The sequence below is a fragment of the Nonomuraea glycinis genome, assembly GCF_035920485.1.
GTDB lineage: Bacteria > Actinomycetota > Actinomycetes > Streptosporangiales > Streptosporangiaceae > Nonomuraea > Nonomuraea glycinis.
Genome location: NZ_CP109166.1, coordinates 3,535,129 through 3,559,740, shown reverse-complemented (window position 1 = coordinate 3,559,740; position 24,612 = coordinate 3,535,129). Strand labels below are relative to the sequence as shown.

Annotated in this window: 24 protein-coding genes; 13 read left to right on the top strand and 11 right to left on the bottom strand. The window is 70.4% G+C overall.

Going from position 1 to position 24,612, the window contains the following annotated elements; translation table 11 throughout:
• Position 1: 1 nt before the first annotated feature.
• From OHA68_RS16800 to OHA68_RS16790, 3 genes are read right to left on the bottom strand one after another with little or no spacing between them, the layout of a single operon-like run.
• Positions 2-1,429, bottom strand: coding sequence for a hypothetical protein (locus OHA68_RS16800; protein WP_327108475.1), 1,428 nt, complete (start codon positions 1,427-1,429; stop codon positions 2-4).
• A complete protein-coding gene (gene pelF, locus OHA68_RS16795; RefSeq protein ID WP_327108474.1) occupies positions 1,426-2,826 on the bottom strand; it encodes a GT4 family glycosyltransferase PelF in 1,401 nt (466 codons plus the stop codon). The genes OHA68_RS16800 and pelF overlap by 4 nt, the downstream gene beginning before the upstream one ends.
• On the bottom strand, positions 2,823-4,805 hold the full coding sequence (locus tag OHA68_RS16790) for an Agd3-related carbohydrate deacetylase (protein ID WP_327108473.1): 1,983 nt from the start codon (positions 4,803-4,805) through the stop codon (positions 2,823-2,825). Before OHA68_RS16790 ends, pelF begins: the two co-directional genes overlap by 4 nt.
• 421 nt (positions 4,806-5,226) lie before the next feature.
• Here OHA68_RS16790 and OHA68_RS16785 point away from each other — a divergent pair, with 421 nt between their 5' ends.
• The 3 genes from OHA68_RS16785 (at position 5,227) to OHA68_RS16775 (ending at position 8,005) form a co-directional block, all read left to right on the top strand.
• Entirely contained in the window at positions 5,227-6,003 is a 777-nt protein-coding gene (locus OHA68_RS16785) for an AfsR/SARP family transcriptional regulator (protein WP_327108472.1), read from the top strand.
• A 98-nt stretch (positions 6,004-6,101) separates the two neighbouring features.
• Positions 6,102-7,079: a hypothetical protein gene (locus tag OHA68_RS16780; protein WP_327108471.1), complete on the top strand. Its 978-nt coding sequence runs from the start codon at positions 6,102-6,104 to the stop codon at positions 7,077-7,079.
• Positions 7,080-7,090: 11 nt separating this feature from the next.
• Positions 7,091-8,005, top strand: a complete 915-nt coding sequence (locus tag OHA68_RS16775) for an NAD-dependent epimerase/dehydratase family protein (protein WP_327108470.1) — start codon at positions 7,091-7,093, stop codon at positions 8,003-8,005.
• A gap of 200 nt (positions 8,006-8,205) precedes the next feature.
• Here OHA68_RS16775 and OHA68_RS16770 read toward each other — a convergent pair whose 3' ends face one another.
• Positions 8,206-8,775, bottom strand: a complete 570-nt coding sequence (locus OHA68_RS16770; RefSeq protein WP_327108469.1) for a dihydrofolate reductase family protein — start codon at positions 8,773-8,775, stop codon at positions 8,206-8,208.
• A 265-nt stretch (positions 8,776-9,040) separates the two neighbouring features.
• Here OHA68_RS16770 and OHA68_RS16765 point away from each other — a divergent pair, with 265 nt between their 5' ends.
• Positions 9,041-9,397, top strand: a complete 357-nt coding sequence (locus tag OHA68_RS16765) for a YybH family protein (RefSeq protein WP_327108468.1) — start codon at positions 9,041-9,043, stop codon at positions 9,395-9,397.
• 291 nt (positions 9,398-9,688) lie between these two features.
• Here OHA68_RS16765 and OHA68_RS16760 read toward each other — a convergent pair whose 3' ends face one another.
• From OHA68_RS16760 to OHA68_RS16750, 3 genes are all read right to left on the bottom strand, one after another.
• On the bottom strand, positions 9,689-9,898 hold the full coding sequence (locus OHA68_RS16760; protein ID WP_327108467.1) for a DUF397 domain-containing protein: 210 nt from the start codon (positions 9,896-9,898) through the stop codon (positions 9,689-9,691).
• Between the two features lie 316 nt (positions 9,899-10,214).
• Positions 10,215-10,493 carry a DUF397 domain-containing protein gene (locus OHA68_RS16755; protein ID WP_327108466.1) on the bottom strand — a complete coding sequence of 93 codons (279 nt, stop codon included), beginning with the start codon at positions 10,491-10,493 and terminating at the stop codon, positions 10,215-10,217.
• A gap of 11 nt (positions 10,494-10,504) precedes the next feature.
• Positions 10,505-11,329, bottom strand: a complete 825-nt coding sequence (locus OHA68_RS16750) for a helix-turn-helix domain-containing protein (protein ID WP_327108465.1) — start codon at positions 11,327-11,329, stop codon at positions 10,505-10,507.
• A gap of 849 nt (positions 11,330-12,178) precedes the next feature.
• On the opposite strand from OHA68_RS16750, the gene OHA68_RS16745 reads away from it, so the two are divergent.
• From OHA68_RS16745 to OHA68_RS16720, 6 genes are all read left to right on the top strand, one after another.
• Positions 12,179-12,508 carry a hypothetical protein gene (locus tag OHA68_RS16745; protein ID WP_327108464.1) on the top strand — a complete coding sequence of 110 codons (330 nt, stop codon included), beginning with the start codon at positions 12,179-12,181 and terminating at the stop codon, positions 12,506-12,508.
• Between the two features lie 344 nt (positions 12,509-12,852).
• The gene (locus tag OHA68_RS16740; protein ID WP_327108463.1) at positions 12,853-13,515 is read left to right on the top strand and encodes a polysaccharide deacetylase family protein; all 663 of its coding nucleotides are present in this window, start codon (positions 12,853-12,855) and stop codon (positions 13,513-13,515) included.
• Positions 13,515-14,426, top strand: a complete 912-nt coding sequence (locus OHA68_RS16735; protein WP_327108462.1) for a glycosyltransferase family 2 protein — start codon at positions 13,515-13,517, stop codon at positions 14,424-14,426. The genes OHA68_RS16740 and OHA68_RS16735 overlap by 1 nt, the downstream gene beginning before the upstream one ends.
• A 17-nt stretch (positions 14,427-14,443) precedes the next feature.
• Positions 14,444-15,508 (top strand): GNAT family N-acetyltransferase, encoded by a 1,065-nt coding sequence (locus OHA68_RS16730; RefSeq protein WP_327108461.1) that lies wholly within the window; start codon positions 14,444-14,446, stop codon positions 15,506-15,508.
• Positions 15,509-15,621: 113 nt separating this feature from the next.
• Entirely contained in the window at positions 15,622-17,046 is a 1,425-nt protein-coding gene (locus OHA68_RS16725) for a nucleotide sugar dehydrogenase (RefSeq protein WP_327108460.1), read from the top strand.
• Positions 17,036-18,232 (top strand): glycosyltransferase family 4 protein, encoded by a 1,197-nt coding sequence (locus tag OHA68_RS16720; protein ID WP_327108459.1) that lies wholly within the window; start codon positions 17,036-17,038, stop codon positions 18,230-18,232. The genes OHA68_RS16725 and OHA68_RS16720 overlap by 11 nt, the downstream gene beginning before the upstream one ends.
• Here the strand turns inward: OHA68_RS16720 and OHA68_RS16715 are convergent.
• Complete coding sequence (locus OHA68_RS16715) at positions 18,205-19,050, bottom strand: glycosyltransferase (RefSeq protein ID WP_327108458.1); 846 nt, start codon at positions 19,048-19,050, stop codon at positions 18,205-18,207. The genes OHA68_RS16720 and OHA68_RS16715 overlap by 28 nt on opposite strands.
• A gap of 26 nt (positions 19,051-19,076) precedes the next feature.
• Between OHA68_RS16715 and OHA68_RS16710 the strand changes: the two genes are divergently transcribed.
• Together OHA68_RS16710 and OHA68_RS16705 are read left to right on the top strand one after the other, a co-directional pair.
• A complete protein-coding gene (locus OHA68_RS16710; RefSeq protein ID WP_189142216.1) occupies positions 19,077-19,625 on the top strand; it encodes a dTDP-4-dehydrorhamnose 3,5-epimerase family protein in 549 nt (182 codons plus the stop codon).
• Between the two features lie 48 nt (positions 19,626-19,673).
• The gene (locus tag OHA68_RS16705; RefSeq protein WP_327108457.1) at positions 19,674-20,570 is read left to right on the top strand and encodes a hypothetical protein; all 897 of its coding nucleotides are present in this window, start codon (positions 19,674-19,676) and stop codon (positions 20,568-20,570) included.
• Here the strand turns inward: OHA68_RS16705 and OHA68_RS16700 are convergent.
• The gene (locus tag OHA68_RS16700; RefSeq protein ID WP_327108456.1) at positions 20,519-21,832 is read right to left on the bottom strand and encodes an O-antigen ligase family protein; all 1,314 of its coding nucleotides are present in this window, start codon (positions 21,830-21,832) and stop codon (positions 20,519-20,521) included. The two genes, OHA68_RS16705 and OHA68_RS16700, sit on opposite strands and share 52 nt — an antisense overlap.
• 129 nt (positions 21,833-21,961) lie before the next feature.
• A complete protein-coding gene (locus tag OHA68_RS16695) occupies positions 21,962-22,687 on the bottom strand; it encodes a hypothetical protein (protein ID WP_327108455.1) in 726 nt (241 codons plus the stop codon).
• 131 nt (positions 22,688-22,818) lie between these two features.
• Here OHA68_RS16695 and OHA68_RS16690 point away from each other — a divergent pair, with 131 nt between their 5' ends.
• The gene (locus OHA68_RS16690; RefSeq protein ID WP_327108454.1) at positions 22,819-23,691 is read left to right on the top strand and encodes a DUF6492 family protein; all 873 of its coding nucleotides are present in this window, start codon (positions 22,819-22,821) and stop codon (positions 23,689-23,691) included.
• On the opposite strand, the gene OHA68_RS16685 is transcribed toward OHA68_RS16690, so the two are convergent.
• Complete coding sequence (locus OHA68_RS16685; protein WP_327108453.1) at positions 23,670-24,575, bottom strand: hypothetical protein; 906 nt, start codon at positions 24,573-24,575, stop codon at positions 23,670-23,672. The two genes, OHA68_RS16690 and OHA68_RS16685, sit on opposite strands and share 22 nt — an antisense overlap.
• Positions 24,576-24,612 lie beyond the last annotated feature (37 nt).

Here is a 24,612-nt window from a genome sequence, read left to right as displayed (position 1 = left end):
ATCAGCGATATCTGCGGACGTCCCGAAGGCCGGTGACCATCAGGACGAGCAGGATGATGAGGAAGAGCAGTCCCGCGCAGAGGAAGAGCAGGACGTCGGCCAGTGCGGACTCCGCACCGGGCAGCAGCAGCCGCGCGCCCAGGTGGACGGCCAGGGCCAGACCCTGCGCCACGCACAGGTGCGCGACCTTGCCCTGGTTGGCCAGCAGGAAGGTCAGGAAGTAGGCGCCGCCGACGGTCACGTGGGCGGCGGCCATGACGGCGCTCTCCGCCGACAGCGCCTGGGTGGCGTACAGGAAGGCGAGCGGCGCGGCCGACAGGGCGGCCAGCGCGGCCACGCAGACCAGCAGGCCGCCGGCGACCAGCCGGCGGCCGGACGCGATGAACTGCGCCGGGTAGAAGACCTCGCGCAGCGTCGCCCTGGCCCGGTCCTCGAACAGGTGCGCCCGGTACTCCAGCACCCCCATGCCGAGCACCAGCCCGGCGCCGGCGATGGCCAGGTCGCTCCGGTCGAGGACGTACCTCGCCTCCGCCTGGAGCAGAAAGAGCGCGCACAGCGTGCTGTAGAGGAAGGCGGGCAGCAGGCCGCGCAGGTGGGCGCGGACCAGCGTGCGCAGCGGCGGCTCGGACGCCGGGCCGTCCTGGCCGTCGGCCAGCGTCAGCAGGACGGCGGCGGTCACGATGGCGGCGATGCAGATCGCCCCCAGGATGACGGTCAGCAGGCCGGCCCGGCTGTCGCCGACGGCGACGTAGGCCAGGCCCGCCGCCACCGCGGGCAGCATCATCGCCGCGAGCCGGCCCTCGCACCGGTAGAACAGCAGGATGCCGGAGGCGATCTGGAAGGCCATCTGCATCACGCAGAGCGCGACGAGCGAGACCGGGCCGCCCCTGACCATGCAGATCACGGTGGCCGTCAGCATCGCGGCGCCGATCCCGAGCATCAGGCCGGTACGCAGCACCCGGCCGGCCGAGCGGAGGTGGCCGCGTCCCACCAGCGTGTAGGCCAGTTGCGCGGCGGCGCTGCCGAGGACCCAGCCGATCCCGGTGGTGAGCACCAGGCCCGGCATCAGCCACCGGGTGCCCACGAGCCCGGAGGCGGCGGGGAGCAGCACGGCGGGCAGGCCGTACAGGAGCCCGTGCAGGATCTGGGCGAGCGGGCGGGCGCGCTGCGGCACGAGGCCGGGCGCGGGCGGCGGCGGAAGGTCCCGCCCTCTGACCGTCATGCGGGAGTAGGCGGCCTCGGCCAGCGAGAAGACGTCGGGGTGGCCGTACCGGTCGCGGGCGATCCGGTCGTTGAGCCCCTCGCTCTCCAGGATGGCGGCCACCTGCAGCGGCTCCACGGCGCGCGACAGCCTGGCGACCATGGGGTCGATGAGCTCGTCGAGGACGCCGTCTGCGGCGGCGCCCTCGTTCGGAGCTAGGGTCGTCACGAAGCGAGCTCCTCGTAGACGCCCCGGTAGTCGTCGAGCGACTGGCGCAGCGTGAAACGTTCCAGAACGCGGGCGCGGGCGATCTCGCCGAGCCGTCCGCGCAGGCCGGCGTCCCGCAGCAGCCGCACGGCGGCGTCGGCGACGGCCACGTGGTCGCGCGGCGGCACGATGAACCCGGCGTCGGCGACCGCCTCCGCGACGCCGCCCACGTTCGTGCACACCACCGGCCTGCCGCACGCCATGGCCTCGACCACGGTGTACGGGAAGCCTTCGGAGATGCTGGTGAGGGCGACGACGCTGCCCGCGTGGTAGGCGTCGACCGGCGTCGAGACCCGGCCCTCGAACACCGCGCTGCCGTCCAGCTCCAGCTCGGCGATGAGGGCCAGGCAGCTCTCGTAGTAGGTCTCGTTGCCCGCGGGCACGCCGCCGAACAGGCGCAGCCTGGCTTCGGGGATCTTGTCGTGGACGATCGCGAACGCGCGGATCAGGGTGTGCAGGTCCTTCAGCGGGTCCACCCGGCCCATGAACACCAGCGTCGGCGTCTCCGGGTCCGACTCGGCCAGCGGGAAGTCCTCCGGGTCCACGCCGTTGTACATGACGCGGATGCGGTCCGGGTCGGCGCCGTTGTGCAACTGCCAGCGCCGGTTGTACGTCGAGTGCGGGGCGATGCGGTCGGCGGCGACGTAGGAGGCTCCGGCCAGCCGCCTGAAGAAGCTGAGCAGCAGCACCCGGACCGCGTGCGAGACCGGCTCGTTGACGTACTGCAGGTATCTCTCCCGCAGGTAGACGCCGTGCTCCGACAGCACGATCGGCGTGCCGTAGCGCCACTTGGCGGCCATCGCGACCAGCATGCTCAGCCCGTTCATCGCGACGTGGGTCAGGTCGGTGCGCAGCGGCGGCCCGGCCAGGGGGCGCAGCATGTGGCCCATCAGGTCGCCCGCCGTGATCGCGTCGGCCAGGGTGAGCCCGTCGGTCCTGTTCCAGTACCAGGCGTCCATGAGCTGGCTGAGCGACTCGTTGGCGGTGAGCGCGCCGGCCAGGTCGCCGCCGTCGCGGGCGAAGCCGTACAGCGACTCCAGCGCCGACAGGAACTCCTCGCTGCCCGCGCCCATGACGGCGGGGGTGAGCACGATCTGGAGGAAACGCCCGTACGCCTCGCCGAAGGCCGCTCCCGGGGGCCGGCCGCTGCGCCGGTACCCGCCCTTCCACAGGGGGATGGAGATGACCTGTTCGAGGTTGGCGGGCAGGTCCCAGACGGGACGCTCCCCGCCGTCCACCGTCATCGCCACGACGTCCCACCGGTAGTCGGGCATGCCCCTGATGAGCTGGTCCATCCACACACTCACCCCGCCCATGGCGAACGGGTAGGTGCCTTCGGACACCAGGGTCACCTTCACGGCCGCACGCTCGCCGGCACCGTGACGGGCACTCCCGCCGTCAGCGCCACGTGCGCGCCGGTGTCGGTGCCGTACGCCGTCGCCCCGGGGAGCGCGGCGTTGGTGGCGAAGACGGCGGCGTTCGCCGTCGCGGTGAAGGTGATCGTGCCCGCCGCCCGGTCGTAGACGGCGTTGACGTCCCCGAGCCCGGCGAAGTGCCGGGTGCGGCGCTCGACGTGCTGGGCGAGCGCGCCCCAGGTCGGGGTGAGCAGCGGTACGCCGTAGTAGCCGTTGTACTTGGCCAGCACGGCGTTCAGCCAGTCGAAGACCAGGCTCTTGTTGCTGCCGTTGTTGCGCAGGTTGCCCTGGTGGAAGGTGTGGGTGTAGATCGACCCCGACATGACGTGCGCCATGGCGACGTCGCTCTCGTGCCCCAGGATCTGCGTGTAGGTCTGGTTGACCGGCCAGTAGGGGAACGACCCCGACGGACCGTAGTAGGAGTTGTAGAAGAGCGTCTCCTCGGCCGGCGTGGTCGTGTGGTAGGCGATGTTCGTCGGCCAGTCGGGCACGATCATGAGCGAGGGCTTGAGCGGGTGCTGGATGCCGCAGTTGAAGCACGACGGGCGGTGGCTGGCGAACGACATGTTGCCGTGCAGATACTTCACGCCGAGGTCCTCGGCGGCCTGCAGCAGGTGCGGGTTCGAGGCGGCCAGGCCGTGGTCCGTGGGCGGGTCGATGTCGTTGTTCGGATCGTCGTGATAGACGCCCAGCCCTGAGTACTCCCCGGTCTTGAGCACCGTCGGGTCCACCGGCAGGCCCAGCGCCGTGGCCCTGGTGAGGTTGTTCTGGATCTCGGCGCGGCTGGTGGCGTAGTCGAGCACGTTCATCTTCGGATGCGAGAACGTGTGGTTGATCCAGGAGAAGGACGAGGCCCGGCAGCGCGAGTAGCCGGTGAGGCCGTCGAAGCCCGGCAGCGGCAGTGGCAGCGGCAGCAGGCACTGAGGGAGTGTGGCCGGGTTCGCCCCCTCGCCGTTGTAGGCGACGTTGAGCTTGAAGCCGGAGGCCAGCGGGTTGGCGGTGCGGAAGCTGTTCTGCTGCTGGTAGGTGCTCACCGCGTCGGCCCAGGACATCCGGTAGCCGGGGTTCGTCTCCAGTGTCCCGTTGGCGTACAGGTGGTCGGTGTGGTTGAACCAGTCGTCCACGTCGACGTTGAGGTAGTGCCGCCGCTCGCCGAGGTGCAGTCCCCTGCTCGCCCACCTGAACAGCCCGTAAGCCAGCAGGTCGGTCTGCGGCAGGTACTGGTTGGAGGTGAAGGTCAGCGCCATGCGCTCGCGGCCGTCGGTGGACGTGCTGCGCACGCCCAGGACGTCACCGCCGCTGGTGATGATCGGGTCGGCCTGGCAGTTCGCCGCGATCGTGCTCCGGTAGAGGTAGGAGAGCGAGATGGGGACGTTGACGCCGGTCTTGAGATAGTCGAACACGGCCCCGCCCGCCGAGGTCAGCGCGGTGCTGATCGGGGAGGCGCCCACGCCGCCCTCGCTCCCGGCGCGCAGGCAGTAGTCCTCCGGCCAGGTCCCGTACGCGGTGTAGAGCGAGACCTGACGAACGTTGTAGTCCCGCTCGTACGCCCATAGAACGTTCCATTCGTCGGCGTCGAAACCGCTGACGTAGTCGGAGCCGTCTAAATGGAGCAGCGAGTTGTTGGTCAGCAGGATGGCGTTGTACTTGCCCGTACCGTCGGCCTGGAGCAGGTCGGCGGCGGTGAGCGGCTGCGTCTTGCTGTAGAGGACGTCGTACGGCGCGCCGACGCGGTCGAGGGCCGCTTTCCAGGTCGCGACCCCCCAGTCGGTGTCGTCGACGGCGACGATCAGGGCCCGCAGCGCGACCCGGTCGCCGGCGGCGGCGGCCAGCGCGCGCTCGGAGGTGGCGGCGCGGGTCGAGCGGTCGAGCTGTACGGCGCCCTTCGTCGTGACCTTGGGCAGCGGCCCCAGCTTGTCCACTTTCGGCCGCTCGACCGGCGCCTTCAGTGGAGAAGCGTGCTCCCTGTCGGGCTCCGACGGGGCCGGCTGAGGAGCGGCGAAGCCGAGAACCAAGGTGGCCGCACCGGCCAGCGCGATTGCCGATCGACCCGAAGAGCGGCCAGTAACAAATCTAATTAAATCCACCTTTATCACCCATCTGAGGTCCTATCCCTGAAATAACACGTAAGACCGGCACACTCCCCACCGGCCAGCCTTAAGTGTGCGTAAAGCGCGTTTCACTTGCGTTTCACCGCGATTTCCCGGACAGGGGTCACATGGCGAGAAGAATGAATATCCTCCCCAGACATAGGGACGCTCGGGAACGGCGCGGGAGGGTACATCCATGGAGTTCGGTGTTCTGGGAACACTGGAAGTGTCCGACGGGGAGCATCATTTATCGGTGCGCTCGATCAAGCAGCGCAGCCTGCTCGCCATGCTGCTCTGCCACCACGGCACGGTCGCGCGCAGCGACGTCCTGATCGACGCCCTGTGGGGGCCCGAGGCGGGCGACGCCGGAAGCAAGCGCCTGCGCCTGCAACTGCACCGGCTCAGACGGACGCTGGGATCGGGCGCGGAGATCATCCACCGGTCCACCGGCTACCTGCTGCGGGCGCCGTACGACGCGGTGGACGCCTGGAAGTTCGACCGGCTCGTCCAGCAGGGACGCCGGTCGCTCGCCGCCGGGCACACCCCCAAGGGCGGTGACCTGCTGCGCGAGGCCCTGCGCCTGTGGCGGGGGCCCGCGCTGTCCGGCCTGAGCGACATCCCGTTCCTGCACCGCCAGGCCACCCGCCTGGAGGAGGAGCGGCTGGCCGCGCTGGCCGACCGCATCGACGCCGACCTGCGACTGCGGCGGCACGCGGACCTCGTCGGGGAGCTCACCGTGCTGGTGCGCGAGCATCCGCTGCGCGAGAGGTTCCGCAGTCAGCTCATGGTCGCCCTGTACCGGGGCGGCCGTCAGGCGGAGGCCCTGGAGGTCTACCGCGACGGCCGGCGCATCCTGGCCCGTGACCTCGGGCTGGAGCCCTCGCCGGAGCTACGCCGCCTGGAGGTGGCCATCCTGACCAGCGACTCATCCCTCGCCGACACCCGGCCCGCCGTCCACCGGGCGGTGCACTCCCGCGGTGGTGGCCGACGGGACGGGCCGCGCGGGCCGAGCTGCCCGCACTGCCGCTGACGGAACGCCTGCCGCCTGCGGAACGCCTTGCTCTGGCGTCCCGCAGGCGCCGGCGGGACGCCTGGCGCGCCGGGCGGTTCTCAGGGCACGATGCCGGGGTGGCGAAGACGTGGTGGTACGTCCTGGCCGCGATCGCCGCCCTGGTGCTGGCCGTGACGATCGCGCGGGGCACCGGCGAGCCCGCGCGCACGGCGCTCCCGGCCCTTGAGCCCGGCCCCACCACCACCGTCCCACCCGGTTCACCGACCGCCACCACCGGCGTGCCCCGTCACCCGAGCGCCACGACCGCCGTCCCACCCGGTTTCCCGGACGCCACCAGCACGGGCGTGCGCCCTGGCACCCGGCTCACGGTGCTGACCGGGGACCGGACCTTCGCCACGGACGGCGAGCTCGTCGAGGGCATGGACTTCCACGGCTTCGTCGAGGTGACGGGGCGCGGCGTCACCTTCCGGAACTGCGTCTTCCGCGGCGGCGTCGCCGACCGGGTACGCCCGCTGCTCGACACCGAGCACGCCCGCGACACCGTGATCGAGGACTCCGAGTTCCGTCCGGCGTACCCGTCACCGTCCGTCGACGGCATCTGGGCCGCCGCCACGAGGATCTACCGCTCGGAGTTCGCCGGCACGGTCGACGGCGTCAAAGCGCACACCGGCACACTCCTCCAGGACTCCTACATCCACGACCTGAGCTGGTTCGCCGCCGACCCCGACCAGGGCGGCGGCGCCACGCACAACGACGGCGTCCAGGCTTTCGCCGACCAGCGCGGCGTGCACCTGGTGCACAACACCATCGACCTGTCCACCACCGAGGACCCGAACGCGGCCGTCCAGTCCTCGGCCGACGACCTGCGCATCGAGAACAATTACCTCAACGGCGGCGGCTGCGTCATCAACATCGACCACACACCCCTCGGCCGCCCGCTGACCGGCCAGCGTGTCACCGGCAACCGCTTCGGCCGCGACTCCGCCTACGACTGCCCGATCCTGCTGAGCAGCCGGACGAAGCTGACCGGCGGCACGGGCAACGTCTGGCACGACACCGGGGACCCGATCCCCGACCCCGAACGACACGACTAGCGGGAGGACAGATGCCGCCCTGGCACGACACACGGGTACTGGTCACGGGAGCCACCGGTTTCATCGGCGCCCACCTGGTCAGACGCCTGTCCACCCTCGGCGCACAGGTGCACGCGGTCAGCCGCCGCCCACTCGAGGCTTCCCGGCACGGCGAGCAGTGGCACGTGGCCGACCTCAGCGACGCCGCCGCGACCGCGGACCTGGTGGCGCGGGTCTCCCCTGAAGTGGTCTTCCACCTGGCCAGCGAGGTCACCGGAGTACGCGAGCCGGGCACGGTCGCGCCCACCTTCGCGGCCAACCTCACCGCCGCCGTGAACCTGCTGACGGCCGTAACCGGCACGCCGGTGCGTAGCGTGGTGCTCGCCGGGTCGGTCGAGGAGCCGCGTGACGGCCTCGCGCCGAGCTCCCCGTACGCCGCCGCGAAGGCCGCCGCCACCGGCTACGCCCGCATGTTCCACGCCCTGTGGCAGGTGCCCGTATCAGTGCTGCGGGTCGCGATGGTGTACGGCCCCGGCCAGCCCGACACCACCAAACTGGTGCCGTACGTGACGCTGTCGCTGCTACGCGGCCAGGAGCCGGAGCTGACCTCCGGGGCCAGAATGGTGACCTGGGTGTACGTCGAGGACGTGGTGGACGCGTTCCTCCTGGCCGGCGCGGACGGGTCGGCGGCCGGCCAGGTGCTCGACATCGGCACGCCGGAGCCGGTGTCCATCCGCGACACCGTCGAACTCCTCACCACCCTGGTGAACGACACAACGACCGACCGCACGGTGCGGCCGAGGTTCGGGGCGGTGGCGGCCCGGCCGCTCGACCGTACACAGCGCTCCGACCCCGGGCCGGCCGAGCGCGTGCTCGGCTGGCGGCCCGCCACCAGCCTGGAGGCCGGACTCCGGCAGACCATCGCCTGGTACGCCGAGCGCCCGTAGAGGACAGATCCCTAGAAACACTCAGGTCCTCTGAGGACGGGAATGAGGGATCACAACCGCCCCGATCCGCTACCGGCACCTCGGGGCGATGTCCCCCGTCGATATGTCCGCGCGTTCGGGGGCACAGCCAGCGTGGCCAACGCAACCCCGGGCCGTCGTTCCGTCGCGAGGGAGAGGTCAACGTGCCAGGATAAATCACGTCAAGCCGTAACTCGCGTGGGCCGGTATCGCTGGGCGACCGCCCCCGACCGGAACTCATGGCGGTCCACGGGCTCGAGCTGGATGCGCTCACGCAGACCGGCGAGCAACGTCGGCCCGTGTCCGGCAAGGACCGGCTGCACAAGGAACTCGTACTCGTCGATCAGTCCCAGATCTGCCAACGCCAGGGGGAGCGTCACGCCACCCACCCACAGGCCCTCGCCTGACTCCTGCTTGAGCCGCTGAACCGCTTGCCCCAAGTCGCCTCGCACCAGCTCGGCATTCCAATCGACCCCGCTCAGCGTGCTCGACACGACGTACTTCTTCGCCCGGTCGATGGTCTCGGCGAACGGGATCTGCCACTCATCCATCCAGTCAGGCCACGTGTCCGTGGCCGGCTTCCGCCACGCCGACTCCATCATCTCGTAGGTCACCCGGCCGAATAGCAGGGCATCGGCTCGCTCCATCTCAGCGGTCCAGTAGCGCATCGACTCCTCGTCCGGGGGGAGCCCTGCCTCGTGATGGCAGCAGCCGTCGAGCGTGACGTTGATCGAGTATCGAAGTGGTCTCATCTCGTTGCTCTCCCTTGATGCGCGCAGCGCGTTTTAACCGGACCGTACTTAGACGACTGTCGGCGCCATTTCTCATCGGCGCCCGATCCCACCTACTCAACACCGTTGCCTGACGCGGCACTAGGCGTGCGCAGCCGCGTCCAGATCGCCACCTGGGCCCAGACGGCGTAGGGCCAAAGGCCGAGCCTGGTGTCGGACCACCGCCCGATGCTCTACGCGCGCCCCCGGCCTACCTTGTGACCAAGAGATATCGATGAAGGAGCACATGATGAGCCGAGAGGTCGCCAAGGAGCCCAGGGACCTGTCCCGCCTGTTCTTCGAGCGGGTGAATGCCGGTGATGTCGGCGGAGTGGTTGAGCTGTTCGAGCCTGACGCGGTGTCCAGGTTCCCCGACGGCACGCTCGCGGTCGGGCATGATCAGTTGCGCGCGGCCTTCGAGGAGCTGGTCGCCTCGGGTGTTGAGTTCTCCGCCGTTGATGACAGGCCGTCGCTGGTCAACGGTGACCTGGCGTTGACCAGTCGCCACTTGCCGATCGGTGACGTCCCCGTGGAGGTGGCGCGTCGTCAGGCCGATGGAAGCTGGCGCTGGGTGCTCGACTGGGCCAACGTGCTCGCCTCGTGACGCGCAGCCCAGGCCACAATCGACGGGCGAAACACGCGGGAAGATCGGCGAGCGTGCGGTGACCAACCTGACCGTGCACGGCATCGGCCGGCCGACCCGCGAGTGTTCGGCTGGCGGCCCGCCACGAGCCTGGAGGCCGATCTCCGGCAGACCATCGCCTGGTACGCCGAGCGCCCGTAGGGTACGGACCCTGGCCTTGAGTGGGATTTCCAGTGGCGCCTCCCGGAGGCTGCGCCCTCGCCGAAGGCAGGCCCGCCCGGTAAGCGGCGGGCCCCCTGCAAGCTTGAGGCCCTAGAAGTTGAACTCTCCCTTGGACATGCCGTCACTGAATGCAGCCCATTCCGACGCCGTGAACACTAGAGCAGGCCCACTGCGATCCTTGCTGTTTCGCACGGCAACACGGCCCTGGCTGAGCGGAGCGACTTCTACGCAGTCGCCGCCAGTCCCACCACTGGCGGTGGCCTTCCGCCATGCGGCCGTGGCCAGCTCATTCTCGATCATTTGCCTCCATGACCCTCTGGATGATCTTTATGGTTTCGTAGGTCGGCTGGGCTAGGCCGGAGAGCAGTTCCCATCCATCGCCATCCCGGAGTCTGAGCTTCACCGGAGGCGGGTTCTTCAAGCTCTTCGGTCTTTCCCGGACCTACGTCGAGTCCAGCGGGCCGTCAGGCACGCATCACGGGGGCCGACCCGAGGGGGTTCCCAAAAAATCTCAATTCTCTTCGCCTTAGCTGCTCTTCACCCCTCTGATGTGCGAACGCCCAGGGCACGAGCGATAGTCGGGCGTTCGCGCTTTACGACTCCCCTCCGAGACGTGTCAAACAACTGCAACGTCTTGGTGGCCAGCGATCAAGGATGCGGAGCTGAAGTCACCCTCGGCCACGCCGGCGAGAAAGGCGTCCCACTCGGAGATGGTGAAGACCTGAGGCTCACGGTCTCGGTTCTTGGTGTCACGAAGGGCCACAACGAACTCTTCGCCAGCCTTGTTGGGAACACCGGCGTCACGACCACGTAGGACGGCGACCTCGACGCAGCTTGCCCCGTTACCGCTGAACCGGCTCGTTCGCCACTTGGCCTTGGAAAGGTCGGGCTGCACCCTAGCTCCTCTCAATCATGATCTTCGCTCAGGGATGTCAGCAGCGTCACCGTGTCGGAAGGGCTGAGCGCTATGGCGCGAAGATGCTCAAAAACCATGTTATGCCTGATTAGCTCGGCTTCCCCTTCAACGAAGAGATCGCCACCCATGCTGTCGATGTAGACGATGTCGGGAGCGATCGGACCGAAGCGCAAGATGATGAAGCTGCCGGGCATGCCCGGATGGGCACCGGCCTTGAACGGGACCACTTGGATTGTGATGTGCGGGCTACGTGCCTGAGTGGCCAGGTGAAGAAGCTGGTCCCGCATGACGGAAGATCCGCCGACGCGACGGTGCAAGGCTGCTTCATCGATGACGGCCCAAAGCTGCGGGGCCTCTGGAGCGCCCAAGAGCTCTTGGCGCTTGAGCCTGGCGTCAACGCGGCGTTGGATGTCGTCGTCGGTCGCGGTGGGCAGGACACCTGCGATGACTTCCTGAGCGTAGTCCGGGGTCTGGAGCAGGCCGGGGATGAAGATGCTCTCAAAGTTGAGGATCTCGCGGGCCTCTGCCTCGAAGTTGATGTACGCCGTGTACTGCTCGGGAAGGCCAGAGTCAGATGTGTTCAGCCAACCTCGCTTGCCGGCGTCCTTCTGCAGGAGGATCAAGGCTTCGCGATTGGGGCCAGTCACTCCGTAGGTGTCTAGGAGTGCATTGAGGGTTCTGAGCTGTGGCTTGGTCCGGCCTGTTTCGATCCGGTAGAGGGTAGCGACGTTCACGCCGGTTTGGCTGGTGACGTCTTCCTGGGAGAGTCCCGCAGCATCGCGGAGGCGACGAAGCTCGGCCGCCAACCGGCGCATGCGAACGGTAGGCGGCTGTCGTCTCGTCGGCACATGGACATCATCTCGCATGGCGGGGTCGTCTTGCATCTCAGTTGCCTTCCCGATATTTGCAAGGTGTGCATCTTCATGCCTTGCAGTTGCATGCCCTTTAGGTGCACACTGGGCCTTGCGCTTAGCCTCTCAGTTGCACGTGAGCAACAAAGATGGAAGCGGAGTTTCTCCGGTAAGGACTGCGGCTCAGGGCGTTACCTCCTGTGCGCGGCGACCCCGCGGGGCGAATTTCGCAGGCGGTCGAGATCACCTGGAAACACCATGAATGCATGGTTGGCATTCATGACGACATCTGGATCACTCATCACTCCCGAACCCCGCAAGGTAGGTGACCATGCGAGTAGCCGTGTCAGAGCATCCATACGCAGGCGTCAAGGTGTGGCTGTTCAGTGAGCTGAACGACTGTGCTCTGCTTCCCGCGCTGGCCCGTCGTGAGCTTCGAGGATGGATGGGCGACCATCCGGCGCTTGGTGATCTACAGCTCATCGCCTCCGAACTGGTCACCAACGCGCTCGTTCACGGGTGCGGTGTTTGGGTGCGGATGAGCCTCGTACCGAAGGTGGAGGGAGAGCGGCACTACTGGCGGCTGGCCGTCGTCGGTCCTGGGACGTCGGAGGCCGTGCCGTTGCCGCGCATCCCTGGCCCTGACGAAACGACGGGGCGGGGTCTGTGGGTGGTGGATGACCTGACACGCGGGTGCTGGGGCACCGATCTCACGACGGCAGGTGAGCGCGGGGTGTGGGCTCTCCTGCCTCGGCTGGGAGGGAGGGTGTGAAGGCGGATGGCCGTGGTGGCGTGCGCCCGAGTGTTGGGGAGATGAGCCCGGCGGGGCGGATGGCGCGGGAGCTGGCTAGTCATCTGGCCGAGCATGGGGTCGAGTCGCGGATCTCCGAGAGCGATGGGGTCGCGCTGGTGGGGATGTGGGCGGTGGGTCTGAACGTGTGGTGTCAGTGGAGTGGGCGGGAGTGGCGCTTTCTCTGGTCGCTGGACGCGCCTACGGAGCCGGGGCGGTGGCGCTACACCTCGTGCCCGGCTTCGTCGGCTGAGACGGCGGCGCGGCGGATCGCGGGGCTGTATCGGGAGCGGTTCGAGGCGATGTATCCGGCGGCTGCGGCACGTCGGGGCGGGGGCGCGGCGGAGCGATGAGGGGCACGGAGAGGGACATGCAGGTGTCCAGGCGTGCGGGGCGAGAGGGCGACGGGTCGGGTGGCTTGACGGCTGAGGCGCTTGCCGCCCAGTTCGGTCAGCGCTGGGAGGTGTGCCAAGGGGCGTGTGAGTGGTACGGGCTACGCCGCTGTGGTCGTCCGTGCCCACAGCCTGAAGTGCATGGATACCGGCACATCGCGCGGGCCGTGACCCTGGAGAAGCTGGCGGAGCTGTTGATGGAGATGGACAGCTCCGGGCAAACCATTACCTGGTACACCAAGCGCCTGTAACGGTCCATCTCGGACACCGATATCACTCCTGGCGGCTTCTGATCAGGGGGCGGGATGCGTGCGGTGACCAACCTGACCGTGCACGGCATCGGCGAGTCGGTCCGCGAGCTCGACCCGGGCGAGGACGGGACCTGGGTGAGCGTGGCCCAGTTCGAGCGGGTGATGGACGCGGTGGCCGGGCGGCCCGACGTGCGGATCACCTTCGACGACGGCAACGCCTCGGACGTGGAGATCGCGCTGCCCCGGCTGGTGGAGCGCGGGCTGCGGGCGGAGTTCTTCGTACTGGCGGGGCTGCTCGGCGAGCCGGGCAGGCTCGACTCCACCGGCGTTCGCGAGTTGCTGCGCGCCGGGATGCGGGTCGGCTCGCACGGCTGGGCGCATCGCGACTGGCGCACGCTGGACGCCGGGCAGGCCGTCGAGGAGCTGTCCGCCGCCCACCACCTGCTCGGCCAGCTGACCGGCGAGCCGGTGTCACGGGTCGCCATCCCGTTCGGTTCGTACGACAGGCGGGTGCTGAGCCGGCTGCGGCGGGCGGGGGTGACCCGCGCCTACACCAGCGACGGCGGCCGGGCCCGGCCGGACGCCTGGCTCCAGCCGCGCAACAGCCTCCGCCCCGACCTCGACAGCGGCCGGCTCACCCGCCTCCTGGCGGGCGGCCCCGCGCTGCCACGCCGGGCCGCCAAACTGGCCAAGCGCCTGTATAAGCGGGTGCGCTGATGCCGCCCAGGATCGCCGTGGTGATCGTCACCTACAACAGCGCGGACGTGCTCGAAGGCTGCCTGGCCTCGCTGCCCGCGGGCGCGGCCGGGGTCGAGCTGGCCGACGTGGTGGTGGCCGACAACGCCTCCAAGGACGGCTCCACCGCCATCGCCGACCGGGCCGACCTGCCGGTCAAGGTGGTCCAGCTCGGCAGGAACGCCGGCTACGCGGCGGCGATCAACGCCGGGCTCGCGGCGCTCGACCTCGACGACGTAACTGCCGTGTACGTGCTCAACCCGGACTGCCGGCTGCGCCCGGGAGCTGTCGCGCCCCTGCTCGCCTGCCTGGACGAGCCCGGCCGGGGGATCGCGGTGCCGCACATGGTGAACCCGGACGGCTCGCTGCAGCCGTCGCTGCGCAGGGCGCCGACCGTGGGCCGGGCGGTGGCCGAGGCGGTGCTCGGCGGGGACCGGGCCGGGCGGCTCGGCACGCTGGGCGAGCTGGTGACCGACCCCCGCGCGTACGCCGAGGCCGGGGCGTACGCCTGGGCGACAGGGGCGGCCCTGCTGATCTCGTCGCGGGTGGTGCGCGAGGTGGGCGCGTGGGACGAGTCGTACCTGCTCTACAGCGAGGAGACGGACTTCTGCCTGCGCGCCGCCGACCTCGGGTGGAGCACCTGGTACGAGCCCGCGTCGGTGATCGAGCACATCGGCGGCGACTCCGGGGTGAACCCGGTACTGGCCGCGCTGCTGGTCGTCAACAAGGTACGGCTCTACCGGCGACGCCACGGCCCGGTCGCGGGGGCGGCCTACTACCTGGCCGTGCTGGCGGGCGAGGCGGTACGGGCGCTGACCGGCCGGCCGACCTCAAGGGCCTCGCTGACGGCGCTCCTCCGGCCGTCCCTCCGCATGACGGCCCTCCCTCAGTGACGGGAGGCGAGGGCGGGATGCGGATCGTGCCGTTCGATGAGCTGGGTGCGGCGGAGTTGGACGCCTGGCATGCGCTGCGGGGCGCCAACCCGGCCCTGGACAGCCCGTACTTCCATCCGGGTTTCGCGGCGGCCGTGCATGCGGCGGGACGGGCCGTACAGGTGGCCGTCGCCACGGGCGGTGACGCAAGCGGTGGGGAGCACGGCCGTACAGGCGGCGCGATCGCGGGCGCGGGGGGTGGGGTCGTGGCTTTGGTGGCGTATCACCGGGAAGGGCGGTTGCTGCGGCCTGTTGGGTGGCCGGCGGCTGACTTTCAGGGGCCCGTGCTCGCGGCGGGGACCGGCTTCCGGCCGCTTGAGCTGCTGCGGGGTGGTGCTACCGGTTATGCGTTCGATCATCTGGTGGATCAGGCGCCCGGCTTCGAGCCTTGGGTGGTCTCCAGGAGGCCGTCACCCTACCTGGACGTCACCGGCGGGCTGGCGGGTTATCTGGGGCGGGCCTCCAAGAGCGGTAAGGACAACATGGGGCAGGCCCGGCGCAGGGCGGCCAAGGCCGAGCGTGAGCACGGCGCGGTGCGGTTCGTGGCCGACTCGGCCGACCCGGAGGCGCTGGCGCGAGTGATCGCGCTGAAGCGGGCGCAGTACGCGGCGACCGGCGCCCGCGACTACTTCGCGGAGCCCGACCGGGCGCGGCTGCTGGAGAGCCTGCTGCGCACCCGTGACGGGTCGTTCGGCGGGATGCTGTCGACGCTGCACGCCGGGCCGAGGCTGCTGGCCGCGCACTTCGGGCTGCGCGCGGGCGGGGTGCTGCACTGGTGGTTCCCGGTGTACGACCCGGAGTTCGCCAGGCTGTCGCCGGGCTGGATCCTGCTGCGCGAGCTGGTGGGGGCGGCCCCGGCTCTCGGGATCTCGCGGATCGACCTGGGCCGGGGCGAGGACGAGTACAAGCGCCGGGCCAAGACCGGCCAGACGCAGGTCGGCCAGGGGCTGGTGACGCGGAATCCGGTACGCCGCGCCGCCGCTGCGGCGATGGTCCACGCACGGGCGATACTACGAGATGTCCGGACTAGGACACAGCCGTAACGTTCCAATAGACATGCCCGACATATCCCTTGGAGGCGGGGGGAAGATCGCTGCCCCACGATCCACGGCGGAGGGGCAGACCGTTTGCCCAAGGTCCACGGCGGAGGGCAGCTATGCGGATCAGCGTCTTCGGGCTCGGCTACGTGGGATGTGTCTCGGCGGCCTGTCTCGCCTCGATGGGACACGAGGTGGTGGGCGTCGACGTCAACCCGGTCAAGGCGGACATGATCAACGCCGGCCGGGCGCCGATCGTCGAGGAGCGGATCGGCGAGCTGGTCGAGCGGGCGGTGCGCGACGGGAGCCTGCGGGCGACCACGGAGGCGGCCGAAGCGGTCGCCTGGAGCGCGGTCTCGCTGGTCTGCGTCGGCACGCCGTCGGCCCCGAACGGCAGCCTTTCGACGACCTACCTGGAGCGCGTCGCCGAGCAGATCGGCCGGTCCCTGCGCGCGGGGCACGTGGTGGTCTTCCGCAGCACCATGCTGCCCGGCACCTGCGCCGAGCTGCTCGTCCCGATCCTGGAGCGGTCGTCGGGGCTGCGGGCCGGGGTGGACTTCGGGGTGGCGGTCAACCCGGAGTTCCTGCGGGAGGGCACCAGCGTGCGCGACTTCTTCGCGCCGCCCAAGACGGTGATCGGCGAGTCGGACGAGGCCAGCGGCGACGTGGTGGCCGCGCTGTACGAGGAGTTACCCGGCGAGGTGTTCAGGGTGCCGATCCCCGTAGCCGAGATGACGAAATATGCGGATAACGCGTTTCATGCGGTGAAGATTGGCTTCGCCAATGAGCTGGGCGCCGTCTGCCAGGCGCTGGGGCTCGACTCGTACCGGGTCATGGACGTTTTCCTGGCCGATCGCAAGCTCAACATCAGCCCCGCCTACCTGCGTCCCGGCTTCGCCTTCGGCGGCTCCTGCCTGCCCAAGGACCTGCGCGGCCTGGTGTACGCCGCCCGGATGGCCGACGTGTCCGTTCCGCTGCTGTCGCACGTCCTGCCGGCCAACGAGGCTCACCTGCAGCGCGCCTTCGACCTGGTCACCGCGCCGGGCCGGCGCAGGATCGGGCTGTTCGGCCTGTCGTTCAAGCCGGGCACCGACGACCTGCGCGAGAGCCCGATGGTGGAGCTGGCCGAGCGGCTCCTCGGCAAGGGCTATGACCTGCGCATTTACGATGCCAACGTGTCCCTGTCCCGGCTGATGGGAGCCAACCGCGCCTACATCGCCGAGCGGCTGCCCCACCTGGAAGACCTCCTCGGCGACTCCGTCGAGGAGGTGCTCGACCACGCGGAGGTGTGCGTGGTCGGCTGCACCGACCCAGCCGTGCTGGCGGCACTGGAGGCGCTGGAGGACACGAACGGCGCTGACGACGCTTACGGCACCAACGGCTCCGGCGGCTCCGGCGGCTCCGGCGGCTCCGGCGGCTCCGGCGGCTCCGGCGGCTCCGGCGGCTCCGGCGGCTCCGGCGGCAAGGTGATCGTCGATCTCGTGCGCATGCCGGGCGCCGCGACGCACCGCGACAGAAGGGACTACGTGGGCATTGGCTGGTAGAGCGCTCATCCTCGTCGAAAACCTTTCCGTACCGCTCGATCGGCGCGTCTGGCAGGAGAGCACCGCCCTGCGCGCGGCCGGCTGGGAGGTGCACGTCATCTGCCCCCAGGGCGCCAAGCAGGACACCGAGCCGGAAGCGGTGATCGACGGCGTCCACATCCACCGCTACCCGCTGCGCGCCGCCACCGGCGGCCCCGCCGGCTACCTGCGCGAGTACGGCTCCGCGCTGTGGCACACCTTCCGGCTGGCCAGGCGGCTGACGGCCCGGTTCGGCCGGTTCGACGTGGTGCACGGCTGCAACCCGCCCGACCTGTTCTTCCTGCTCGCGCTGGCCATGCGGCGCGGCGGCACCCGGTTCGTCTTCGACCAGCACGACCTGGTGCCCGAGCTCTACCTGTCGCGCTTCGACCGGGGCCGGGACCGGCTCTACCGGGCCGTGTGCTGGCTGGAGCGGCGGACGTACCGGGCGGCGCACGTGGTGATCGCCACCAACGAGAGCTACCGGAAGGTCGCGCTGTCACGCGGCGGCAAGCGCGCCGAGGAGGTCTTCGTGGTGCGCAGCGCCCCGGTGGTGGAACGCTTCCACCAGGTGCCGCCCGAGGAGTCGCTGCGGCGCGGCAAGCCGTACCTGCTGTGCTATCTGGGCGTGATGGGGCCGCAGGACGGCGTCGACTACGCGCTGCGCAGCCTGGCGCGGCTGCGGGACGAGCACGGGCGGAGCGACTGGCACGCGGTGTTCATCGGCGGCGGCGACACCTTCGACGCGATGGTGGCGCTCTCGCGGGAGCTGGGTCTGGGCGACGACGTCGAGTTCACCGGCAGGATCCCCGACGAGGACCTGATGCGCCACCTGTCGACGGCGGACGTGTGCCTGTCCCCCGATCCGCTGAACCCGCTCAACGACGTCTCCACGATGAACAAGGTCATGGAGTACATGGCGATGGCCAAGCCGATCGTCTCCTTCGAGCTGCGCGAGGCGCGGGTGTCGGCGGGCGAGGCCGCCCTGTACGCGCCGGCCAACGACGAGTCGGAGTTCGCCAAGCTGATCGCCCGGCTGCTGGACGACCCGGCCGAACGCCGGCGGATGGGCGAGCTGGGCAGGCGTCGGGTGGCCGGGCCACTGTCCTGGGAGCATTCGAAGGCCGCACTACTGGCGGCTTACGACGCGGCCGTGGAATCACGGTGACGGCTGCCGGTGTCCGTACCCCATCGGGCTCGGTCGCCGCGCAGGCGGGTGAGGACGCGGTCGGCGGCCAGGACGGCGAGGTAGCAGGCGGCGTCGAGCGGGCTCACCGTGCGGCGGGCGAGCAGTTCGCGCAGCGCCCCCGCGCGCAGCGTACGGGCGGGCCGGCCCAGCTCGGCGAGCTGCCGGTTGCCCTGCCGGACCCGGACCCGCCGGGCCAGGTGGGCGCGGACGGTGCGGGCCGGGCGGACCACCGTGCGGGCCCGGGGCACCACGGCCCGCTCTCCGGGCGCGAAACAGCCGTCCACCCAGCCGTCGTCGGAGATCACGTCCGGCAGCGGAAAGGCCCGCTCGTGCCCCTGCTCGGTGAGCACGTACGCCCCCACGCCCGCCAGAGCGCGCGCCGGTGCGATCAGCCGGTCGTGCACCCGGTGCACCCGCCTGACCAGCGGCCCCGCCCCCGTCAGGTCCCATTCGGGCACCGGCGCGCAGGCGAGCACCCCCGGCCGGGCCGCCGCCTCCGCCAGCGCCCGCACCGACGCGGCGTCCAGCCGTACGTCCGCGTCGAGGTAGACGCGCGGGAAGGCGCGGCAGGCGGCGTCGCCCAGCAGCAACGCGTTGACCTTGCCGGGCAGCGAGGTCTCCAGCACCCGCACCCCCGGCCGGGCCGCGGCGCTCGCCGTACGGTCGGCGCAGCCGTTGGCCACCACCACGACGTCGAACTCGCCGGGCGAGGTCCCGGCCAGCAACGCGTCCAGGCCGCGCGCGATGACCGCTTCCTCGTTGTGCGCCGGGATCACGACGCTGACCTTGAACTTCATCACACCGCCAGGAGGAGGGACGACTCATGAGAGTGGAGCGAGGCGAGATTGAGGGCGTGCTGCTGTTCGCCCCCACGCCGCACCGCGACCAGCGCGGCCTGTTCACCCGGACGTTCGACGCGGCCGTGGCCGCCGAGGCGGGCCTGTCGCCGGAGTCGTTCATCCAGGACAGCCAGTCCAGGTCGCGCCGCGGCACCGTCCGCGGCCTGCACGGGCGCGGCGGGCTGGGCGAGGCGAAGCTGGTGCGCTGCGCGCGGGGGGCGATCTACGACGTGCTGGTGGACGCCAGGCCGGGCTCCGCGACGTTCGGGCGGCGGATGGCGGTGCGGCTGGACGACGAGGCGTTCGTGACCCTCTACGTGCCTCCCGGGCTGCTGCACGGCTTCCAGGCGCTCACCGAGCCCGCCGACACCTGCTACCGCATCGACCGCGAACACGACCCGGCCGAGGATCTCGCGGTCCGCTACGACGACCCGGATCTGAAGGTAGCGTGGCCCCTGCCGCCCACCGGGATCAGCGACCGCGACCTGGCGGCGGGATCGTGGGCCGACCTCCTGCGCCGGCCCAATGAGTGATCCAATGAGTGACCCAATGGGTGACTCGGTGGCTGAGAGGTGGCGGTGATGCGCGGACGTCTCCTCGTCACCGCGAGCGCGCTCGCCCTCGTCGCCGCCTGCCAGGCGGCGCCCGCCCGGCCGACCGCCGCCCCGCCGCCCACGCCGAAGATCGTGCGCGCCGACGGCAGCTCCTGCCCCGACCACCCCACCCCCGCCTGTACGGGCGCGCCACGGGGGCGGCAGCTCACCCCGCTCAAGCTCAACACCGAGAACGTCGCCTACCGGGTGCGAGAGCGTGGCGCCGTGCTCGACGGCGTGCACATCGCCGGCCCGCTGATCGTCAACGCCGACGACGTCACCATCAGGAACAGCGTGATCGACGGCCACATCACCAACGCCGACGGCGACAGGTCCTTCCGCTTCTCCATCGAGGACAGCACGGTCGGCGCCGCCGGGACCTGCGGCCCGCTGCCCGCGATCGGCCACGACAAGTACACCGCGACCAGGGTGCTGGTCCAGGGGCACAGCGACGGCTTCCGCGTCTCCGGCGACGACGTGCGGATCCGCGACTCCTTCGTCAAGCTCTGCTCCAACCCCGGCGACCACTCCGACGGCATCCAGGCCTACAACGGCGGCACCGGGCTGCTCTTCCAGCACAACACCGTCGACCAGCGGGCGGCCGAGCACATCACCGCGCCGATCTTCCTGGTGGACGAGAAGTCGCGCGACGTCGTCGTCATCGACAACCTGGTCATGGGCGGCACGTTCAGCATCCAGGTGCGCAACGCGGGCGGCGAGCAGGTGGTGCGCGGCAACAAGCTCGTCGACAAGTCGTGGGTCTACGGACCCGTGGACTCCGAGTGCGGCCGTACCGACTGGGCGGGCAACGAGCTGGTCACCATCGACGCGGACTATCGGGTCACCTCGATCGTCGGCCCGCTGCCCTGCGAGGGCGCGAGCTGATCGGCCGCCGGCCCGCCACGCCGATCCGCCCGTACGGCGCGTAGCAGCGCGCCGGCGGCCCCGATCAGCAGGAACGACAGCCCCGTCACCGTCGCGAACGACAGCAGGTCGAAGGTGAACGACCCGACCAGCGGCACGACCAGGCAGGCCGCGAGGGTCAGCCCGAGATCGCGGGCGCCCGGCTCGGCGGTCAGATGCCTGGCTCTGAGCGCCGCGTAGAAGGCGACCACGAACAGCGCCGTGTAGGCCAGGGTGCCGATCAGCCCGGTCTCCACCATGGACAGGATGTACTGGTTGTCGAAGATCTGGTGCTTAGGGGCGTACCAGGTGCCGAGCCCCCGGCCGAGCCAGAAGTGCCCGCCGATCTCCTGCGCGGCGACGGCGTAGTCGTGCGTCCTGTACTGGATGCTCTCGTCGTTGGACAGGTTCGTGAACAGCCCGGCGATGGCGCCCAGCAGCCCCGGCACGGTCAGCCGGACGAGCACCAGGAACCCGGCGGCCACCAGCAGCGCCCGCAGCCGCTGCCGGCCGGACCAGCCGGCCAGCAGCACCACGCCGACGGCGAGCAGGCTCAGCATCGCCGAGCGCGACACCGAGAACATCAGGCCGAGCCCGATGAGCAGCGTGCACGCCCACCAGCGCAGCGCGGGCTCGCCGCGCAGCCGCGCCTTGGTGGCGAAGTGCACGGCCAGCGGGAGCAGCATCGCGCAGGTCACGCCGAACTCGATGGGATGGCCGGTGGTGGCGGCCACCCGGCGCAGATCCGCCCGTTCCAGCACGAAGGAGTCGCCCTCGCCGGAGTAGCGCAGGATCGGCAGCTCCAGGAACCTGGTCACGTCCACCGAGAGCAGGAACTGCAGCGCGCCGATCACCGCGACGACCGCCCCGCCGATCACCAGCGTCTTGAGCAGGAAGTCCAGCCGCCGGTGCCCACGCGCGCCGTCGCAGACGGTGAGGGCGATCCCCACGGACGCCACCACCAGCACGAAGGCGTGGTCGGACAGGTTGAGCTCGTCGGAGTCCAGGTAGCCCCAGGTGGAGAAGCCGAAGGTGGCGACCATGGCGGTGAAGTAGGCGAACAGCGCCGTCCGTACCGGATTGGCGCCCTTGGCGGCGCCCAGGGTGAGGGTGAGCTGCGCGCAGAGCCACAGCAGGGCCGCGGCCAGGCTCACCAGGTTCGCGGGGGTGAGGGAGAGCGGCAGCAGCTTCAGCACCAGCCGGGCGGGCACGATCAGCAACGCCACCGCGAACACCGCCGCCACCGTCGCCCCATCCGCCCGCCCCAAAGCCGGCGGAGCGCCGTCGGCACGCCCTGGAGCGGGCGGAGCGCCGTCCGGACGTCCCGGGACGGGCGGGGCACCGTCAGCGCCGGGAAGCCGCGCGACCACCGGCTACGCCTCCGCCTTCTCGACTGCTTTCTCGGGCGGCTTCTCGGCGACGAGGTCGGGGGGTGGGCGGCGGCGGGTCAGGCGGGACCGTACCGAGCCGGGCAGGCTTTCGGCGGCGAAGGAGGCGCACAGCGCGGCGATGACGCCCAGGCCGAGCGCGGCGGCGGCGGAGCGGAGCTTTCTGCCCTGCTGCGCCACCGGTGTGGTGGGCGGCACGGCCGCGCTCATCGTGATGTACGTCTCGCGCGGCGCCTGCACCTGCCGCTGGCGCAGATCCAGCTCCCGCCCGACCCGCTCGACGACCTTCAGCGTGATGGCCGTGGCCGCCTCCGGGCTGCGGCTCTCCCCCTCGACGAACACCAGCGGGCCGGTCGCCAGTGACTCCAGGTTGTTGGTGCCGTTGGTGACCGAATACTTGGTATCGCCCTCTGCGGTGCCCAGCTCGGCGACCATGTCCGGCGTGCTCATGGCGCTGATCAGCATCGAGGCGGCCACGTCGAGCCCGTGGTCGAAGTTCAGCAGCGGATTGACCCGGGCGATGGGCCGGCCGGGGTCCGCCGGGACGACGCCGCCGCTGGTGGGCGCGGTCAGCAGGAGGACGGCGGTGGTCGTGTAGGTCGTGGGGATCGTGCTGTAGGCCACGTAGGCGCCGCCGACGGCCAGCAGGAAGGCCGGTAGCGCGACGTACCACCGCCGGACCAGGACGAGGATCGTCCCCCAGAAATCCACGCGCCCTCCCCTGCGACTGCCGCCCCCTAGTTGTCGGGCGAACCCCCGTGGCGCGTTACACAAACGCTGTAACACCATCCCTAATAACGCGATATGGACTTATTGAGGGCTGCGTCTGGAGATTTCCTTATATGAGCGAACTGGCGGTAGTAACCCCCACGTACGCGCAGGACGCCGAGCTGTTCGCCCTGCTGCATCGTTCCGTCCTGGAGCACACCTCACCGGACACCGTCCACCACGTCTTCGTGTCGCCGTCCGACCGGGAGCTGTTCGCCCGCTACGAGGGACCGCGCTGCCGGGTGTGGGACCGCTCGAAGCTGATGCCCAGCAGATATGTGCGCGTGCCCGGCACCGATGTGCACGTCGACTACCGCCGCCCCTGGCCGCCCGTGCGCGGCTGGGTCCTCCAGCAGACGGTCAAGATCGCCGCCGCGGACCTGGTCGACGCCGACACCATGCTCGTCGTGGACTCCGACGCGGTTCTGGTACGGCCCACCAGCGCGGCGTCCTTCACCGTGGACGGGCGGCTCAGCCTGCACCGGGTGGACGACGGCGTCACCGCCGACATGGGGCGGCACGTGCTGTGGCACCGGGTCGCCCGCGAGCTGCTCGGACTGCCGCCCGCGCCGCCGCTTCCGCTGCCCGACTACGTGACGGCGCTGACCTTCTGGGACCCCGCGATCGTGCTGGCCATGCGGCAGCGGATCAGCGAGGTCACCGGGCGCGACTGGATGGACGCCTTCAACGCGCGGCTGCACATCTCGGAGTTCATCCTGTACGGCGTGTTCGTCGACGAGGTGCTGAAGGCGTCGCCACCGGTCAACACCACGATCTGCCACCTGAGCTACAACCACGAGCCGTGGGACGAGGCGACGGCCGTGGCCTTCGCCGACCGGCTGCCGCCGGACGCGGTCGGCATGATGATCTCGGCCAAGTCGAACACGCCGATGGACGCGAGGCTGGCGGCGATCCGGCGCTGCGCTCAGGTGGCCGAGTCGAGCTGATCCTCACGCGGCACGACGACCTCGATCGGCCCGGTGTCGTCCACGGCCCGCACCGAACCGTCGCCCTCGTCCTGAACGGCGTCCAACTCGGCCACGGTCATCGGGAAGACGGGGGACGCGGCCGGGCGGGTGCCGTTCCCGGCTTCGCTCACACCGTCCCCGACCTCGGCTTCGCGCACACCGTCGCCGCCTCCGGCCTCCGGAGGCGCGCCTGCTTCGGCCGGGGTCTCGACCCGGGCGCGGCGTAGGCGTACGACGAGGTAGGCGACGGCGAGGCCGCCCACCACGCCGAGCGCGCCCCCCGCGACCCCGGCCACGAGCCGGTCCTGGATGAGCTGCTTGGGGATGGAGGGGGGCATCACGTCGAGGACCCCGATGTGCGTGCTGATCGGGGCGCTCAGCGCCACCTGCCGCTTGGCCAGCTCCTGCTTGACGCGCAGCTGCGCCCGGCGCATCGTCTCCTGGACCGCCTGCGGCGAGGTGCTCTCCACCTCGATGTACACGAACGGCCCGTTGGTGCTGATGCCGAGCAGGTCCGGGTTGGTACGGCCGTCGTTGATGACCAGGCTGGTGGGCCCGTCCTCGGTCACCCCGATCTCGGCGGCGACCTCGGGCGTGTTCGTGGCCAGGATGAGGATGCCCGCCGTGGTCCGCAGCGCGTCGTTGAACTGCAGCAGCGGGTTGGTCAGGCCAGGCCGCTGCCGGGGCTCGGTCTCCAGCGTCCCGCCGGAGGCGGGCACGGTGAGCACCAGCGACGCGGTGGACACGTACCGGCTGGGCACCAGGAAGAACGCGGCCAGGGCGAGCGCGATCGCCGCCACCAGGACGGGCGGCCCGACGAACTTCTTCCTGGTCAGACCGAGGACGGTCCTCCAGAAGCCCACTATTCTCCGCCCCCGTCAGGTAACAGCGTGAAAACGG

Bases quoted from the DNA above. Each gene is read 5' to 3' on its own strand.
- OHA68_RS16710 (WP_189142216.1), top strand. From the start codon at position 19,077: ATGAGAGTGGAGCGAGGCGAGATTGAGGGCGTGCTGCTGTTCGCCCCC.
- OHA68_RS16775 (WP_327108470.1), top strand. From the start codon at position 7,091: ATGCCGCCCTGGCACGACACACGGGTACTGGTCACGGGAGCCACCGGT.
- OHA68_RS16715 (WP_327108458.1), bottom strand. From the start codon at position 19,050: ATGAAGTTCAAGGTCAGCGTCGTGATCCCGGCGCACAACGAGGAAGCG.
- OHA68_RS16730 (WP_327108461.1), top strand. From the start codon at position 14,444: ATGCGGATCGTGCCGTTCGATGAGCTGGGTGCGGCGGAGTTGGACGCC.
- OHA68_RS16740 (WP_327108463.1), top strand. From the start codon at position 12,853: ATGCGTGCGGTGACCAACCTGACCGTGCACGGCATCGGCGAGTCGGTC.
- OHA68_RS16745 (WP_327108464.1), top strand. From the start codon at position 12,179: ATGAGCCCGGCGGGGCGGATGGCGCGGGAGCTGGCTAGTCATCTGGCC.
- OHA68_RS16705 (WP_327108457.1), top strand. From the start codon at position 19,674: ATGCGCGGACGTCTCCTCGTCACCGCGAGCGCGCTCGCCCTCGTCGCC.
- OHA68_RS16770 (WP_327108469.1), bottom strand. From the start codon at position 8,775: ATGAGACCACTTCGATACTCGATCAACGTCACGCTCGACGGCTGCTGC.
- OHA68_RS16750 (WP_327108465.1), bottom strand. From the start codon at position 11,329: ATGCGCCGGTTGGCGGCCGAGCTTCGTCGCCTCCGCGATGCTGCGGGA.
- OHA68_RS16725 (WP_327108460.1), top strand. From the start codon at position 15,622: ATGCGGATCAGCGTCTTCGGGCTCGGCTACGTGGGATGTGTCTCGGCG.
- OHA68_RS16690 (WP_327108454.1), top strand. From the start codon at position 22,819: ATGAGCGAACTGGCGGTAGTAACCCCCACGTACGCGCAGGACGCCGAG.
- OHA68_RS16735 (WP_327108462.1), top strand. From the start codon at position 13,515: ATGCCGCCCAGGATCGCCGTGGTGATCGTCACCTACAACAGCGCGGAC.
- OHA68_RS16760 (WP_327108467.1), bottom strand. From the start codon at position 9,898: ATGATCGAGAATGAGCTGGCCACGGCCGCATGGCGGAAGGCCACCGCC.
- OHA68_RS16765 (WP_327108468.1), top strand. From the start codon at position 9,041: ATGATGAGCCGAGAGGTCGCCAAGGAGCCCAGGGACCTGTCCCGCCTG.